Source organism: Rubrivirga litoralis (genome assembly GCF_031846415.1).
Taxonomy (GTDB): Bacteria; Bacteroidota; Rhodothermia; order Rhodothermales; family Rubricoccaceae; genus Rubrivirga; species Rubrivirga litoralis.
The window spans coordinates 81,091-95,304 of record NZ_JAVRHT010000001.1 but is presented as its reverse complement, the minus strand read 5'-3'; the positions used below and the strand labels follow the sequence as shown (position 1 = coordinate 95,304).

Annotated in this window: 10 protein-coding genes; 2 read left to right on the top strand and 8 right to left on the bottom strand. The window is 71.1% G+C overall.

Annotated elements, in window-relative coordinates:
* Window positions 1-56 precede the first annotated feature (56 nt).
* The 8 genes from RM540_RS00390 to RM540_RS00355 form a co-directional block, all read right to left on the bottom strand.
* Complete coding sequence (locus tag RM540_RS00390; RefSeq protein ID WP_311661144.1) at window positions 57-1,202, bottom strand: glycosyltransferase; 1,146 nt, start codon at window positions 1,200-1,202, stop codon at window positions 57-59.
* A gap of 74 nt (window positions 1,203-1,276) precedes the next feature.
* Window positions 1,277-2,290, bottom strand: a complete 1,014-nt coding sequence (locus RM540_RS00385; RefSeq protein ID WP_311661142.1) for a glycosyltransferase family 2 protein — start codon at window positions 2,288-2,290, stop codon at window positions 1,277-1,279.
* Window positions 2,291-2,330: 40 nt separating this feature from the next.
* The gene (locus RM540_RS00380) at window positions 2,331-2,885 is read right to left on the bottom strand and encodes a Uma2 family endonuclease (RefSeq protein ID WP_311661140.1); all 555 of its coding nucleotides are present in this window, start codon (window positions 2,883-2,885) and stop codon (window positions 2,331-2,333) included.
* Window positions 2,886-2,896: 11 nt separating this feature from the next.
* The gene (gene gyrB / locus RM540_RS00375) at window positions 2,897-4,936 is read right to left on the bottom strand and encodes a DNA topoisomerase (ATP-hydrolyzing) subunit B (protein WP_311661138.1); all 2,040 of its coding nucleotides are present in this window, start codon (window positions 4,934-4,936) and stop codon (window positions 2,897-2,899) included.
* 274 nt (window positions 4,937-5,210) lie between these two features.
* Window positions 5,211-5,672 carry a hypothetical protein gene (locus RM540_RS00370; protein WP_311661137.1) on the bottom strand — a complete coding sequence of 154 codons (462 nt, stop codon included), beginning with the start codon at window positions 5,670-5,672 and terminating at the stop codon, window positions 5,211-5,213.
* Between the two features lie 196 nt (window positions 5,673-5,868).
* Window positions 5,869-6,522, bottom strand: coding sequence for a CBS domain-containing protein (locus tag RM540_RS00365; RefSeq protein WP_311661136.1), 654 nt, complete (start codon window positions 6,520-6,522; stop codon window positions 5,869-5,871).
* 188 nt (window positions 6,523-6,710) lie between these two features.
* A complete protein-coding gene (hflX, locus tag RM540_RS00360; RefSeq protein ID WP_311661135.1) occupies window positions 6,711-8,111 on the bottom strand; it encodes a GTPase HflX in 1,401 nt (466 codons plus the stop codon).
* A gap of 204 nt (window positions 8,112-8,315) precedes the next feature.
* Window positions 8,316-10,388, bottom strand: coding sequence for a BatA and WFA domain-containing protein (locus RM540_RS00355; protein ID WP_311661134.1), 2,073 nt, complete (start codon window positions 10,386-10,388; stop codon window positions 8,316-8,318).
* 127 nt (window positions 10,389-10,515) lie between these two features.
* On the opposite strand from RM540_RS00355, the gene RM540_RS00350 reads away from it, so the two are divergent.
* On the top strand, window positions 10,516-11,136 hold the full coding sequence (locus tag RM540_RS00350) for a Uma2 family endonuclease (RefSeq protein WP_311661133.1): 621 nt from the start codon (window positions 10,516-10,518) through the stop codon (window positions 11,134-11,136).
* Window positions 11,137-11,271: 135 nt separating this feature from the next.
* Entirely contained in the window at window positions 11,272-14,190 is a 2,919-nt protein-coding gene (gene uvrA / locus RM540_RS00345) for an excinuclease ABC subunit UvrA (protein ID WP_311661131.1), read from the top strand.
* Window positions 14,191-14,214 lie beyond the last annotated feature (24 nt).

Below are 14,214 nucleotides of genomic sequence, written 5' to 3'. Positions count from 1 at the left end.
CGAGGCTGAGGTGACCTCCTGCACCCCGTACCCTGTACCTCGTACCCGGTACCCGGTTACTCCTGTCGGGGCGGGGTGGTGCCGGCGAGATGTTCGACAGCTTCGGCGACGCGGCCCCACGACGCGGCGTCGCGGACGCGGCGGACGCCGGCTTCGAGCGTCTCTTCCAGGTCCTCCTCAACGAACCGAACGAGCGCCGCCGCCAGCGCGGCCGGATCGTCTGGCGGGACTACAAGACCAGCCTCACCGTCGGGGACGGCCTCGGCCAGTCCGCCTACGTCCGTCGTAATCACCGGGCGACCGTAGTGGAACGCGATCTGCGCCACCCCGCTCTGCGTTGCCGTCACGTACGGCTGCACGACCGCGCTCGCTGCGCTGAAGTAGAGGCCGACGCGGCTGTCCGAGATGTACCCGGCGTCGAAGCGGACGGGCGCTCCAAACGGTGCCGCCTGGGCGCGCAGAGCGTCCTCATCCGCGTAAAACTCGCCGGCGACGACGAGGCGCGCGTCGGGCACGCGCTGCACCACCCCGCCCCACGCGTCGAGCAGAACGTGGAGACCTTTGTACGGGCGAACGAATCCGAAGAACAAGAACACCGGCGCGTGGGCGGGGAGGCCGAGCGCCTGCCGCGCCTCGGCGCGGGGCGGGGCGGCGCCGAACCCGTCGTAGACCGGGTGCGGCACCGTACGAACGGGCGCCGTCACGCCGAGCCGCCGCACGTCGGCAGCGACGCGGTCGCTGAGGGCCAGCAGCCCGTCCGCCCCGCCCAGGGCGAAGCGGCCCAGCAAGAGATCGCCCGGCCGCCGCTCGTGCGGGATCGCGTTGTGGACGAGGGCCAGAACCGTCACGCCTCGTCGCCGGAGCCGGCGCGTGACGACGCCCCACATCGGCGCCAACAGCGGCGTCCAGTACGGGATGACGGCGACCTCCCCGCCCTCGTCTGCGATGCGGTCGGCCGTGCGCGTCCAGGTGCGGGGGGCGAGCGTGTCGAGTTCTACCGGCGCGCGCGGCACGCCGGGCGGGGCGGGACCGGTCTCGAACTGCGTGGCGCCGGGGAACAGCCGGTCTGGGTACTGCCGCCGGAACGTGACCGTGCGGACGTCGTGGCCGCGCGCCGCGAGCGACCGGGCGAGGCCGGCGCCAAAGTGGGCGATGCCGCCGCGGTAGGGCCAGAACGGACCGAGAAGCGTGATGCGAGCCATGCCGCAAGATGCGGCCCCGCTCCTCACCCCGCCCGTGCATTCGCGCAGAGGGCGGGGCGGCTTGGTCTATGGCCTCACGCGACGGGGACCGCGCGGGGCGGGGCGGTCGCGTGCTCCACCCCGCCCCGCCCGGCGGTGGGCGGGGCGGTCTCCTCGCGCACGTCGTAGCGGTCCGCCCGCTCCATCTCGGGGCGCACGATCATCTCGCCCAGGAAGCCGGCTAGAAACGACTGCGCGCCGAGCAAGATGAGGAGCACGCCGAAGGTCAGCAGCGGGCGACCTCCGATGGGCTCGCCAAACGCCACTTTGAGGACGGTGAGGTAGGCCAGCATCAGGAAGCCGACGAGGAACGCCACCGTCCCTGCCCCGCCAAAAAACATCATCGGGCGCCGCGCGAACCGCGTGATAAAGACGACTGTGATGAGGTCGAGGAAGCCGCGGAGGTAACGCTCGATCCCAAACTTGGTCCGCCCGTGGACGCGCGGCCGGTGGTTCACCTTCTGCTCCTCGATCCGCGTGTAGCCCTCCCACTTGGCCAGGAGCGGGATGTAGCGGTGGAGCTCGCCGTACACGCGGACGCTCTGGACCACCTCGGCGCGGTACGCCTTGATGCCGCTGTTGAAGTCGTGAAGCGGGATGCCCGACACGACGCGCGTGACCCAGTTAAAGAACTTGCTCGGCAGGCGTTTTTCCCACGGGTCGTTCCGCTCTCGCTTCCACCCGCTCACGAGGTCCGCCCCGCCCTCCAGGCGCGCCACCATTTCGGGAAGCTCGGCGGGGTCGTCCTGGAGGTCGGCGTCGAGCGTCGCGATAAAGCGGCCCTGGCACCGCGCGAAGCCGGCGGCCAGCGCCGCGCTCTTGCCGTAGTTCCGCCGGAAGCGGACGCCGCCGAACCGGATGTCTTCGGCTTGTAGCCGCTCGATGACTGCCCAGGACTCATCGGTCGAGCCGTCGTCCACGAGCCACACCTCGAAGGTGAGCCCGCCAAGCGCCGCGCGGATCTCGTCGGCGAGGGCGGGGAGGCTCTCGGCCTCGTCGTACACGGGAACGACGACCGAAAGGTCAGGGCGGGGTGGGACCTCGGACATAGGGGTCAACCTAGCGACCGGCGGGCCACCCCGCCCCGCTCTAGAGCGTGACTGTGACCGGCGCGTCTGGGGCGAGCACAGACCGCTCGCGCTCGCCTTCATGGCCAAAGAAACGGAGGCGGCCGTCTGCCTCACAGACCCACACCTCCTGCGCGCCGCGCGCGAGGTAGAGCGTGACCTTCTCGCTCATCTCCGCCCACGAGTTCGACCGGGACATGACCTCAACGCAGACGTCCGGTGCCACTCGATACACCGTCGCCTCGGCGTGCTCAGCGGCGAACTCGTCGGACATCCAGACCACGTCTGGCACCTTAACGCCGTCCCTCGTTTCGACTGGGGCCTCTGTCGCTGGGACTCCTCCCAGTGCGTCTTCCAGCATCCGGGCAATCTTGTACTGGAGGCGGGCGTGCCGTGCGAACGGGGGACTCATAACGATGCGGCCGTAGCGGTCCTGCTCAACCTTGAACGGCAGATCCTGGAGCGCCGGATGGGCACACACGTCCTCCCACGTCATCGGACCATCCGGCCGCCCCGCCCCGCCCTCGCGGGGCGAGTCGAGCGGCGCGGGGCGGGGCGGGGTGGCAGTCGCGGACATGGGCGGGGCGGCTAGGTGTCGATCGTCGCGTACTTCGCGTTCCGCTCGATAAACTTGCGCCGGGGCTCGACGGCGTCGCCCATGAGCGTCGAGAACGTCTTGTCGGCCGCCGCGGCGTCCTCGACGGTCACGATCTGGAGCATCCGCGTGTCGGGGTCCATCGTCGTGCTCCAGAGCTGCTCGGGGTTCATCTCGCCGAGGCCCTTGTAGCGCTGCACACCGACGCCCTTCGGCCCGCCCAACTCGGAGATCGCCTCCTGGAGCTGCTGGTCGTTCCAGCAGTAGATCTCCTTCGAACCCTTTTTAGCGCGGTACAGCGGGGGCAGCGCGATGTAGATGTAGCCGGCTTCGAGGAGCGGGCGGAGGTAGCGGTAGATGAACGTGAGCAGCAGCGTGCGGATGTGCGCGCCGTCCACGTCGGCGTCCGTCATCAGGACGATTTTGTGGTAGCGGAGCCGCTCGTCGGAGAACTCGTCGGCGCCGGCGGCGATCTGCACGCCCAGAGCCGTCACCATGTTCTTGATTTCCTCGTTGTCGAGGATCTTATCGAGGCGCGCCTTCTCGACGTTCAGGATCTTGCCGCGGAGCGGGAGGATGGCTTGGAAGTGCCGGTCGCGCGCCTGCTTGGCGCTCCCGCCCGCCGAGTCGCCCTCGACGAGGTACAGCTCGGACTCGGTCGCGTCCTTGCTCGCGCAGTCGGCCAGCTTGCCCGGAAGGCCGCCGCCGCCGAACGCGCTCTTGCGCTGGACGAGCTCGCGGGCACGACGGGCCGCCGTTCGCGCCTGAGCGCTCAGGATCACCTTCTGGACGATCGTCTTGGCCTCGCGCGGGTGGTCTTCGAGCCACTCGCCCAGCTTCTGCGCCACGAGGCTCTCGACGGCGCCCTGGACGTCGCTGTTGCCCAGCTTGGTCTTGGTCTGGCCCTCGAACTGCGGCTCCTGCACCTTCACCGACAGGACGGCCGTCATGCCCTCGCGGAAGTCGTCGCCGGAGAGCGTGACCTTGGCCTTTTTGAGCAGGTCGTTCTTCTCGGCGTAGCCCTTGAGCACGCGCGTGAGCGCCCGGCGGAAGCCAGAGACGTGCGTGCCGCCCTCGTGCGTGTTGATGTTGTTGACGAACGAGAGCACGTTCTCCTGATACCCCGTGTTGTAGCGGAGCGCGAGCTCGACCGGCACGTCGCCGCTCTCGTCGTCGAGAGTGACGGCGCCGTCGAAGAGCGGCTCGCGCGTCTCGTCGAGGTAGGCCACGAACTCCTCCAGCCCGCCCTCGGAGTGGTAAACCTCCTGCCCCAGCTCCTCGTCCTCCTCGCGGAGGTCTTGGAGCGTGATCGTGACGCCCTTGTTGAGGTAGGCCAGCTCGCGCATCCGCCCCGCGAGCGTGTCGAAGCGGTAGACCGGGTCGAAGAAGATGGTGGTGTCGGGCTTAAAGTGGACGGTCGTCCCCGTCTCTTCGCCCGGCTCCATGTCGCGGACGCGCTGGAGCGGGTCGACCGTGTGGCCGCGCTCGAAGGCCATCTCGAACACGCCGCCGTCGCGGCGGACCGTCACCTCGAGCCGGCCCGAGAGCGCGTTCACGCACGACACGCCGACGCCGTGGAGACCGCCCGACACCTTGTAGGTGTCCTTGTCGAACTTGCCGCCCGCGTGGAGCACGGTCATGACCACCTCGACGGCCGGCTTCCCCTCACCGGCGTGCATCTCGACCGGGATGCCGCGCCCGTCGTCGGAGACGGTAATCGAGTTGTCCTCGTGGATCGTAACCGAGATGGTGTCGCAGTAGCCGGCGAGCGCCTCGTCGATCGAGTTGTCGACGACCTCGTAAACGAGGTGGTGCAGCCCGCGCACGCCGACGTCACCGATGTACATGGCCGGCCGCTTGCGCACGGCCTCCAGGCCTTCGAGAACCTGGATGTTCGACGCGCCGTAGTCGCCGCGCGCGGCGAGCGGGGCGGCCCCGTCGCCCCCGGCGTCGGGCGTGGGCAGCGCGTTGGGCGGGGTGGTCGGCGTCTCGTCGCCAGCGGGGAGGTTCTCGTACGGGGCGTTCTCAGACATCGGTCGGGGGGCGGGGGGACGGCCCTCAAGGGGCGGGGCGGGCGCGACAGCGCGCCTGGCCGGATCGGGACAATTTAAGGCTGGACGGCCTCAAAAGCCGGGGTTTTAGAGCCGATAGGCCGACTAAGTCAACGCAAACCGCTCGCGGTTATTGGCTAGGCCGCCCCGCCCAGAGCGGTCTGCGCCGCCTGTAGACGCCGCGGACGACGGCCCACCCCGCCCCGCCCGCGCAGAGGTCGGCAGGCGGCCAGTGGGGCGGGGCGGCGTTGGCGGCCTACGCGTCCAGAACGTCCGCGAGGGCGTCCAGCCAGTCGGCCACTCGACGCGCGAGGTCGCCGAGGGCGGGGCGGTCGGCGTCGATCTCCTCGGCCGCCGCCGTGGCAAGGCGGCGGGCCTCCTCGACCACGCCCTCGGGCACGGCGGGGTACAGGCTCAGGAGCTTCTGGTGCGCCCGGCGGACCGCCCCGCCCAGGTCGTCCACGAGCACGTGGTCCTCGAAGGCCTGGGCGAGCGCGGCGGCCTCGGAGTCGGGAGCGTCCGCGACCGCTCGGAGGCGGAGCTGCACGACAAGCGCGCGGAGGTCGGCGCGGAGCGCGTCGAGGTCGAGCCGCGCCACGTCCTCGGACTCCTGCGCCGACGGCTCCCGCCCCGCCCGGCGGTCGGCGACCGACCGCGACGCGCCGTACGCCGCGCGGATGGTGGCGACGAGCGTCATGGCGTGGAAGGCGGTGGGCATCGGGTACGGGGTACGGGGTACGGGGTACGGGGTACGGGGAGATGAGGGCCGCCCCGCCCCCAAAGTCAAGGGCGGGGCGGCGCGTTGGCTGGGACTTTTCCGCCCCGCCCGCAGGGGCGGTTGGTGGCAAGGCCACGGGGCGCCAACCCTAGGTTGTACCTCGTACCCCGTATTCTGTACCCGCCCGGAGGGTGTCTTACACCTCGAGGTAGCGGAGGAAGGCGGCGGCCCGCTCCTCCAGGTCGCCCTCGGCCTCGTCGAACGAGCCGACGACGTGGTACCCGTAGTGCGTCATGATGTGGCGGACGCGGGCCGTGTCGGTCACGTTCAGCTTGAGCGTCACGCGCACGCGGCCCTCACCGGGATCGTCCTCGGTCGAGACCGACAGGATGCGGACCCCGTTCTGCTCGACGATCTGGGCCACCTGACCCAGCGAAAAGTCCTGGCGGGCGGCGTCGAGGACCATGATCGCGCCCGGCTCCTCGGTCGCGAGCATGTGGGCCAGCTGCCCGAACACGTCCTGGCGCACGACCAAACCTGCGTACTCACCCTCGCCCGCGAGGACGGGGACGACGCTCAGCCCGTGCTGCCGCATCACGTGGGCGGCGTCGAACACGTGCGTGTCGAGGCCGATCGAGACCGGCTCGCCGGCCATGAGCGACCCGAGCGGAGCCTCGGAATCCGGGTGCGCCCGGAGCGCCTCCTCGATCACGATCGAGTCAAGGCGGCCGTCGGAGTCGAGCACCGGGAGGTGCGAGACGTGGTCCTCTGCGAGCGCGAGCAAGGCTTCGGCGACGGTGTCGTCTGTCGAGAGCGCGTCGAGGTCGCTGAGCAGGGTGGCAACAGTCATGGTCGGAGGGGGGACGACCCGGTAATGGGAAAGCTACCGCGGGGCGGCTCCCCCTAGACGTACAAGCCACGTTCCATATGACGCGGGCGGGGCGGAGAATCCGACCATTCGGGATCCTCCTTGGTCCGCTGGGGGAATTCGCCCCTCACCCCGCCCTCGCTGCGAGGGCGGGGCGGCGCCGTGGCGGGTTACTCCGCCCGATCCGCCAGGGTGGCAGGGGTCTCGGCACCGTCGCCGGCGGGGTCGGCAATGGCCTCGTCCCAGCGGAGGCTGCCGTAGCGCTCGAGCATCCGGTCGAGGTCGGGCGCGTTCTTGCGCGAAGCCCTAAACCAAAGGCGGACCACGGGCACGCGGCCGGCGCTCGCGTCGAATGCGTCCTCGGCGTAACCGACCTCCTCGTCGGTCACCTCGGCCACCCGGTGGACGTGGGCGCGGGCCTTGGCCTCGGTGACGGGCAGGATGGCCGTGCGGTCGACGTAGTCGGACTCGACGAGCGCGAGCGTCCGCTCGCGGAGGTCGTCGAGGCCGATGCCGCGGGCGGCCGAGATGAACACGGCGTCGTCGTACTGAGCGCGGAGAGCGTCGAGCAGGCCGCGGTCTTCCAGCGCGTCCACCTTGTTGAACACCATGAGCGTCGGCTTGTCGAGCGCGCCGAGCTCCTTGAGCGTCTCGTTCACGACGCGGACGTGGTCCTCGGCGTTCGGGTGCGTCACGTCGACGACGTGGAGCAACAGGTCGGCCTCGCGGGTCTCGTCCAGCGTGCTCTTAAAGCTCTCGACGAGCGCGTGCGGGAGCTTGCGGATAAAGCCGACTGTGTCGGCGAGCAGGACCGACTTGTTCGTGTCGAGCTCGACCTGACGCGTGGTCGCGTCTAGGGTCGCGAACAGGCGGTTCTCGGCGAACACCGACTCGTCGGCGAGCGCGTTCATGAGCGTGCTCTTGCCGGCGTTCGTGTAGCCCACGAGGGCCACGCGCGTTTCGTCGGCGCGGCCCTTGCGCTGGGTCGTCCGCTGGCGGTCGATGGTGTCGAGCTGGTCCTTGAGGACCGCGATCCGCTTGCCGATCAGGCGGCGGTCGGTCTCGATCTGGGTCTCGCCCGGCCCGCGCATCCCGATGCCGCCCTTCTGGCGTTCGAGGTGCGTCCAGGCGCGCGTGAGGCGGCTGCGGAGGTACTCGAGCTGGGCGAGCTCGACCTGGGCCTTGGCCTGCGACGACCGAGCGCGCTCGGCGAAGATGTCCAGGATGAGGCCCGAGCGGTCGACGAGCTTGACCTCGGTGTCCTCGGACTTGAGCGCCTTTTCGAGGTTGCGGACCTGGACCGGCGTGAGGTCGTCGTCGAACACGACGAGGTCGGCCTTGTGCTTTTCGGCGGCCTGGCGGAGCTCCTCGACCTTCCCCTTGCCGATAAACGTGGCGGAGTGGATGCGGGGGAGCGACTGCGTGAGCCGGTGAGCCGTGTCGGCGCCGGCCGTGTCGGCGAGGAGTTCGAGCTCGTCGAGGCCGTCGCGGAGGTCGTCCTTCGTGGTGTCGGGCGTCTGGACGCCGACGAGGATGGCGGTCTCGCGGCGGCGGGCGGGGCGGGGCGTCAAAAGGCGGGCGGGGCGGGCGGGGTGGGGACCGGCGGAGCCGGCAGGAGATAACGCGGGGGAAGCTAAATCGGTATGCGCTGAGCCGCTCTGGCGCGCGGGTCTGCACGGGCGGGGCGGTCTGGAAACCGCTCTGGCCGCCCCGCCCCCGCGGCGGCAGACGGGCCACCGACGGCGCCTGACCGCCCCGCCCCCAGAGCGCGCGGGCTAGCCCGCGGGCGGGGCGGCGGCCTTTTTCCAACGCGTCGTCAGCGCCGTTTCGGCGAGCAGGCACGCGAGCGCGAGCGCGAGGGAGACGGTCCACAGCGGCGTCCCGGCCGCCCCGCCCGCCGAGAGCGCCGCGGGCGCGGCGTCGAGCACGCGGACCGGCCGGCCGGTGACGGCTTCGAGCCGCTCCGCGGCGACGGCCGGGTCGAGGGCCGCTGGGTCCGACTCGCGCGCGTCCTCGTTGACGGCGACCACGCGGAGCGTCCGCTCGCCCTGGACGACGCGGTAGAGGCCGGCGCGCGCCGTGGCGTCGTCGAGGTCCAGGACGACGGCTCCCGGAACCGTCCGCTGGAGCGGCGTCGTGGTGATGCCGTCGGGGCCGACGAGGCGGAGCGGCTGGCCTGCGTCCACGCCCTCGACGCGGACCGTTCCGTCCGCCCCGCCCGTCTCGCCCACGACCGAGCCGGCAGCGAGGTAGGCCGCGGCGCGGTAGAGGAGCGGGACGAACAGGCCGCGCTGCGGGAGGTCGCTCCACGCGAGGTCCGGCGCGACGGCGACCAGGAGCACGCTCCCCTCACCCCGCCGGATCTCCTGGAGGAACGGCGGCCCCGCCTGGAGCCCGATCAGCGTCGACTCGTCGCCCCCGCCCGGGCGGTACCGCGCCGCCTGCGCCACGTCGACCTGTTCGAGGGCGGGGCGGGACGCATCGAACACGCCGGCGAAAAGCGGGTGCTCCAGGTCGGCGTCAGTCGTCGTCCCGATCGGAGCGCCGCCCCGCTCGCCCATGACGCCGTCGATGCGGCCGCCGCCGACGGCCTGGAGGAGCGGGTTGAGAGCCTCAGGCTGGTCACCTGGAAACGCGAGGACGCCGCCGCCATTCGCCACGAACGCTTCGAGCCGCCCCGCCGACGCGCCCACGTCGCGGGGGCCAACCAGAACGACGGCGTCGTAGCGGTCGAGGTCAGCGCCCGGCAGCGCGCCCTCGTCGATCTCGTTGAGCGCCACCCCGCCCCCTTCGGCCGTGACGCCGAGCGCGAGTGTGACGAGGTCCGCCCGCTGCCCGTCGCCGCGGACGATCAGGACGCGGGGCGGCGGCGGCACGCGGAGCGCAAAGGAGCGCGCGTCGTCCCACTCCGCCGCGTCGGCCTCGATGCGGACCTCCCCGCCCAGCCAGCCGCGCGCGGGCGGGGTGACGGTAAATCGCGCCGTGGTCGGCGTGCCGGGGACCACGTCAACGGCCGTTTCAGCCACGCGCTGCCCGTCCAGGCTCAGCGACGCGCCGACGGTGCCGGGGCGCCCGCCGTAGCGCGCGACCGTCGCCTCGACCTGGACCGGCCGCCCCGGCTCGATGATCCGGCTGACGACGCGCACGTCGGTTACGGCCGTGTTGACCTGCCGGCGCCCGCCGAACGGGATCAGCGTCACGTCCACGTCCGGCGGGAGCGCTGCGCTGACGGAGTCGGTAAACGTGGCCGCCTGGAGATCGCTCAGGACGACCACCTCGCGGCGCGGGTGGAGGGCGCCGTCCAGCACGCTCCCCGCCCGCGCGACCGCGGCCGTGAGCGGCTCGGCGCCCGCCAGCGCCTCGGTCGCCGCCACGCCGTCGAGCGCCGGCCCGGGCGTCGTGAACGGGACCGGCCGGTACCCCGCGGGCGGGGCGGTCGGGAGCACGGTCCGCTCGTCGCCCCGCCCGGTCGCGTCGATGAGGGCGGCGGCGGTCGTCTTGGCTTGATCCAGGAGCGCACCCTGCGCGTCGCGGAGCGTCATCGAGCGGCTGTTGTCGAGAACGACGACGAGGCTTCTCGCGGCGCCCGCCTCGAACGCGCCAGCGTCGGCCGTTGGCACCGGCCGCGCGAACGCGAGGACCAGGAACACGACGGCGAGCGCGCGGAGCGCGAGCAGCAGCCACTGCCGGATGCGGACGCGCCGCATCGCCGTCGCCTCGATCTCGCGCAGGAACCGGAGCGTCGAGAAGTCAATGCGCTGCGGCCGCCGAAAGTTGAACAGGTGGATGGCGATGGGGATCGCCACCGCCGCGAGGCCGGCGAGGAGCAGGGGGTTCAGGAACGTCACGGGCGGAGGCTACGGCTGCCCCGCCCCCAACGCACGCCCCGCCCCGCTCGCGCCTGCACATACGCGCCCGCATGCGAGGGCGGGGTGGCGCGTTGCACTCTGGACTCCGCCCCGCCCCAGGTCCGCCATGACTGACCGCTCCGCCCTCTCCGCGCGGCTTCAGCAACTCTTCCCGGCGGAGGCAAAACGCCGGTTCGCCTTCCGGGACCGCCCTCTGCCAGAGGGAACGGCGGAGTTCATCGATGGCGAGGTGATCGTTCACCCGCCCCGCCCCGCCCGCGACATCTCGGCTGCGGGCCGCCTCTGCGTCCTTCTGAGCACCTACGTCCAGATCAACGCGCTCGGGTGGATCGGTACGGGCAGAACGCTCGTGGGGTTGACCCGGAACGACTACCGGCCCAGCCTCTGCTTCTTCGGCCAGGAAAAGGCTGAGACCATCACGCCGACGACACTCCTGTTCCCCGCCCCCGACCTCGCAGTTGAGGTCCTGTCGCCGAATACCGCCGCCCGCGACCGTGGCGTCAAGCACGACGACTACGCCGCGCACGGCGTCGACGAGTATTGGATCGTAGACGCCGAGCACGAGACGGTCGAGCAGTACCTCCTGCACGACGACGTGTACCAGCTGGCGATCAAGGCGAACACGGGCGAGATCGCGTCGCGCGCCGTCGACGGGTTCGTCATCCCCGTCCGCGCCGTGTGCGACGACGCCGCCAACCTCGACGTCCTCCGCGCGCTCCTAGCGTGACCGTCCCGCCCGAGCGGGCGGGGCGGGGTGGCGCAGGGCGGAGCGGATGACACGGCGGCTTCACCCCGCCCTGGCACCTTGGGCGCGCGGGGCGCGTTTTCTCCTCCCCCACCCCGCCCTTTGGGTCCGCCCCCGATGCCCGAGACGACCGCCCCGCCCGCTGCCCGCGCCAAAAACCGCTTTGTCGGGCGCGACCTCGTCGTCAAAGGCGCACGCCAGCACAACCTGAAGGGCGTCGACCTGACGATCCCCAAGCGGCAGCTCGTCGTCGTGACCGGGCCGAGCGGGTCGGGCAAGTCGTCGCTCGTGTTCGACACGATCTACGCTGAGGGCCAGCGCCGCTACGTCGAGAGCCTGAGCGCCTACGCGCGCCAGTTTCTCGACCGGATGGACAAGCCGGACGTGGACCTCATCACGGGCCTAGCGCCGGCGATCGCGATCGAGCAGCAGACGGGCACCAAGAACCCGCGCTCGACGGTCGCCACGCAGACCGAGGTGTACGACTACCTCCGCCTGCTCTACGCCCGCGTCGGCACGACGGTCTCGCCGGTGAGCGGGGAGGTGGTCACCCGCGACAGCCCGCGCTCGACGGCCGAGGCCATCCAGGAGGCGCTGTCGGCGAAGACGCGGTTCTACCTCTGCTTCCCCTTCCCCGACCACAAGGGCGCCAAAAAGGTGGAGGAGCTCGAAGCGCTCCTCGCGCGCGGCTTTTTCCGCCTCGTCGCCCTGCCGACCGAGAAGCAGGCCGAAAAGGGCAAGGCGCCCGAGGTCCTCGACCTCAACACCACCCCGCCCGCCGACGTCAAGACGCCCACGAAGCGGCTCCTGGTGCTCGTCGACCGCCTCGCCACCAAGCCCGGCGACGACGCGACGACGAACCGGATCGCGGACTCGGTCGAGCAGGCGTTCCGCGAGGGCGGCGAGCGGGCCGTCGTGGTCACCGCCCCGCCCCCGTCGTCGGGTGGCGAGCCGTTCGAGACGCTGACGTTCTCGGCCCTTTTCGAGCGCGACGGGATGACGTTCGAGGAGCCGACAGCCCAGCTGTTCTCGTTCAACTCGCCGCTCGGCGCCTGCCCCGCCTGCCAGGGCTTCGGCCGCGTGCCCGGCGTCGACCCCGACCTCGTCGTCCCCAACCCCGAGCTCTCCATTCGGCAGGGCGCCGTCGCCCCGTTCCGCACCGAGCAGTGGTCGAAGCACCAGCGGACGCTGCTCCGCGTGGCGGCCAAGGAGAGCGTCGACCTGGACGCGCCGTACACGCTCCTCCCGCAGGAGCACAAGGATCTCGTGTGGGCGGGGCGGGGCGACTACGTCGGCGTCAAGGGCTTCTTCGACTACCTCCAGAAGAAGCAGTACAAGATGCACTACCGCATCTACTCGGCCCGCTTCCGCGGCTACACGCGCTGCCCCGCGTGCGACGGCTACCGGCTCCGGCCCCAAGCGTTGCACGTGAAACTATGCGGCCCGGCGCTGGGCACCGACGGCGACACGACCCGGTGGACGCACATCGGCGAGCTCGCCGAGCTCACGACGGCCGACGCGCAGACGTTTTTCGAGTCCGTCGAGCTGTCGGACCACGACGAGGAGGTGGCGGGGCGGATCCTGACCGAGATCCGCAAGCGCCTGGGCTACCTCGTCGAAGTCGGCCTGGACTACCTCACGCTCGACCGCCTCGCCATGGCGCTCTCGGGCGGGGAGACGCAGCGGATCAACCTCGCCACGTCGCTGGGCTCGTCGCTCGTCGGCAGCCTCTACGTCCTCGACGAGCCGACGATCGGGCTCCACCCGCGCGACAACGACCGGCTCATCACGATCCTCGAAGGGCTCCGCGACATCGGCAACACGGTCCTCGTGGTCGAGCACGACGAGCAGATGATGCGCCGCGCCGACCAACTCGTCGATGTCGGCCCCGGCTCGGGCGCGCTGGGCGGGGAGGTCATGTTCCAGGGCACGTACGACCAAGCCCTCGACAGCGACGACTCGCTCACGGGCGCCTACCTCTCGGGCCGCCAGTCGATCCCTGTTCCGGCGGAGCGCCGGCCGCTCGACCCGAACCGCGTGATCACGGTCGAGGGCGCGCGCGAGCACAACCTCAAGCGGCTGACGGTCTCGTTCCCGCTCGACCGGATCACCGTCGTCACCGGCGTGTCGGGCAGCGGCAAGTCGACGCTCGTGAACGCGACGCTCTACACGGCGCTCCAGCGCCTCAAGGGCCGCGACTTCGAGGGCAAGGTGGGCGCCCACGATGCCGTCCACGGCTCCGAGCTGATCGAGAACGTCGAGATGATCGACCAGACGCCGATTGGAAAGTCGCCGCGGTCGAACCCCGTCACCTACGTCAAGGCGTTCGACGCCATCCGCGACCTGCTCGCGAGCACGCATCAGGCCAAGATCCGCGGCTACCGCGCTGGCACGTTCTCGTTCAACGTGCCCGGCGGCCGGTGCGAAGTGTGCCAGGGCGAGGGCGTGGTGCAGGTCGAGATGCAGTTCCTGGCCGACCTGTACCTCGAGTGCGAGGCGTGCCACGGCAGACGGTTCAAGCAGGACGTGCTCGAGATCCGCTACAAGGGGAAAAACGTGGCCGAGATCCTCGACCTCACGGTCGACGAGGCCGTCACGTTTTTCGAGGGGCAGAAGCGGGTCCTCAACAAGCTCCAGTCGCTCCAGGATGTCGGGCTGGGCTACCTCACGCTGGGGCAGCCGTCGAACACGCTCTCGGGCGGGGAGGCGCAGCGGGTCAAGCTGGCGTCGCACCTCTCGAAGCAGCACGCCGGCCACACGCTCTACCTGTTCGACGAGCCCACGACGGGCCTCCACTTCGACGACATCAAGACGCTGCTCGGCGCCTTCAACGCACTCGTGGATGCGGGCCACTCGGTCGTCCTTATCGAGCACAACCTGGACGTGATCAAGGCGGCCGACTGGGTCATCGATATCGGCCCCGAGGGCGGCCGGCGCGGCGGGTTCGTCGTGGCCGAGGGGACGCCGGAGCAGGTCGCAGACGTCGAGGCCAGCCACACGGCCCCGTTCCTCCGCGACGCACTCGCGCGTGCGTAAGCGGGCGGGGTGGCGTTTCTTTCG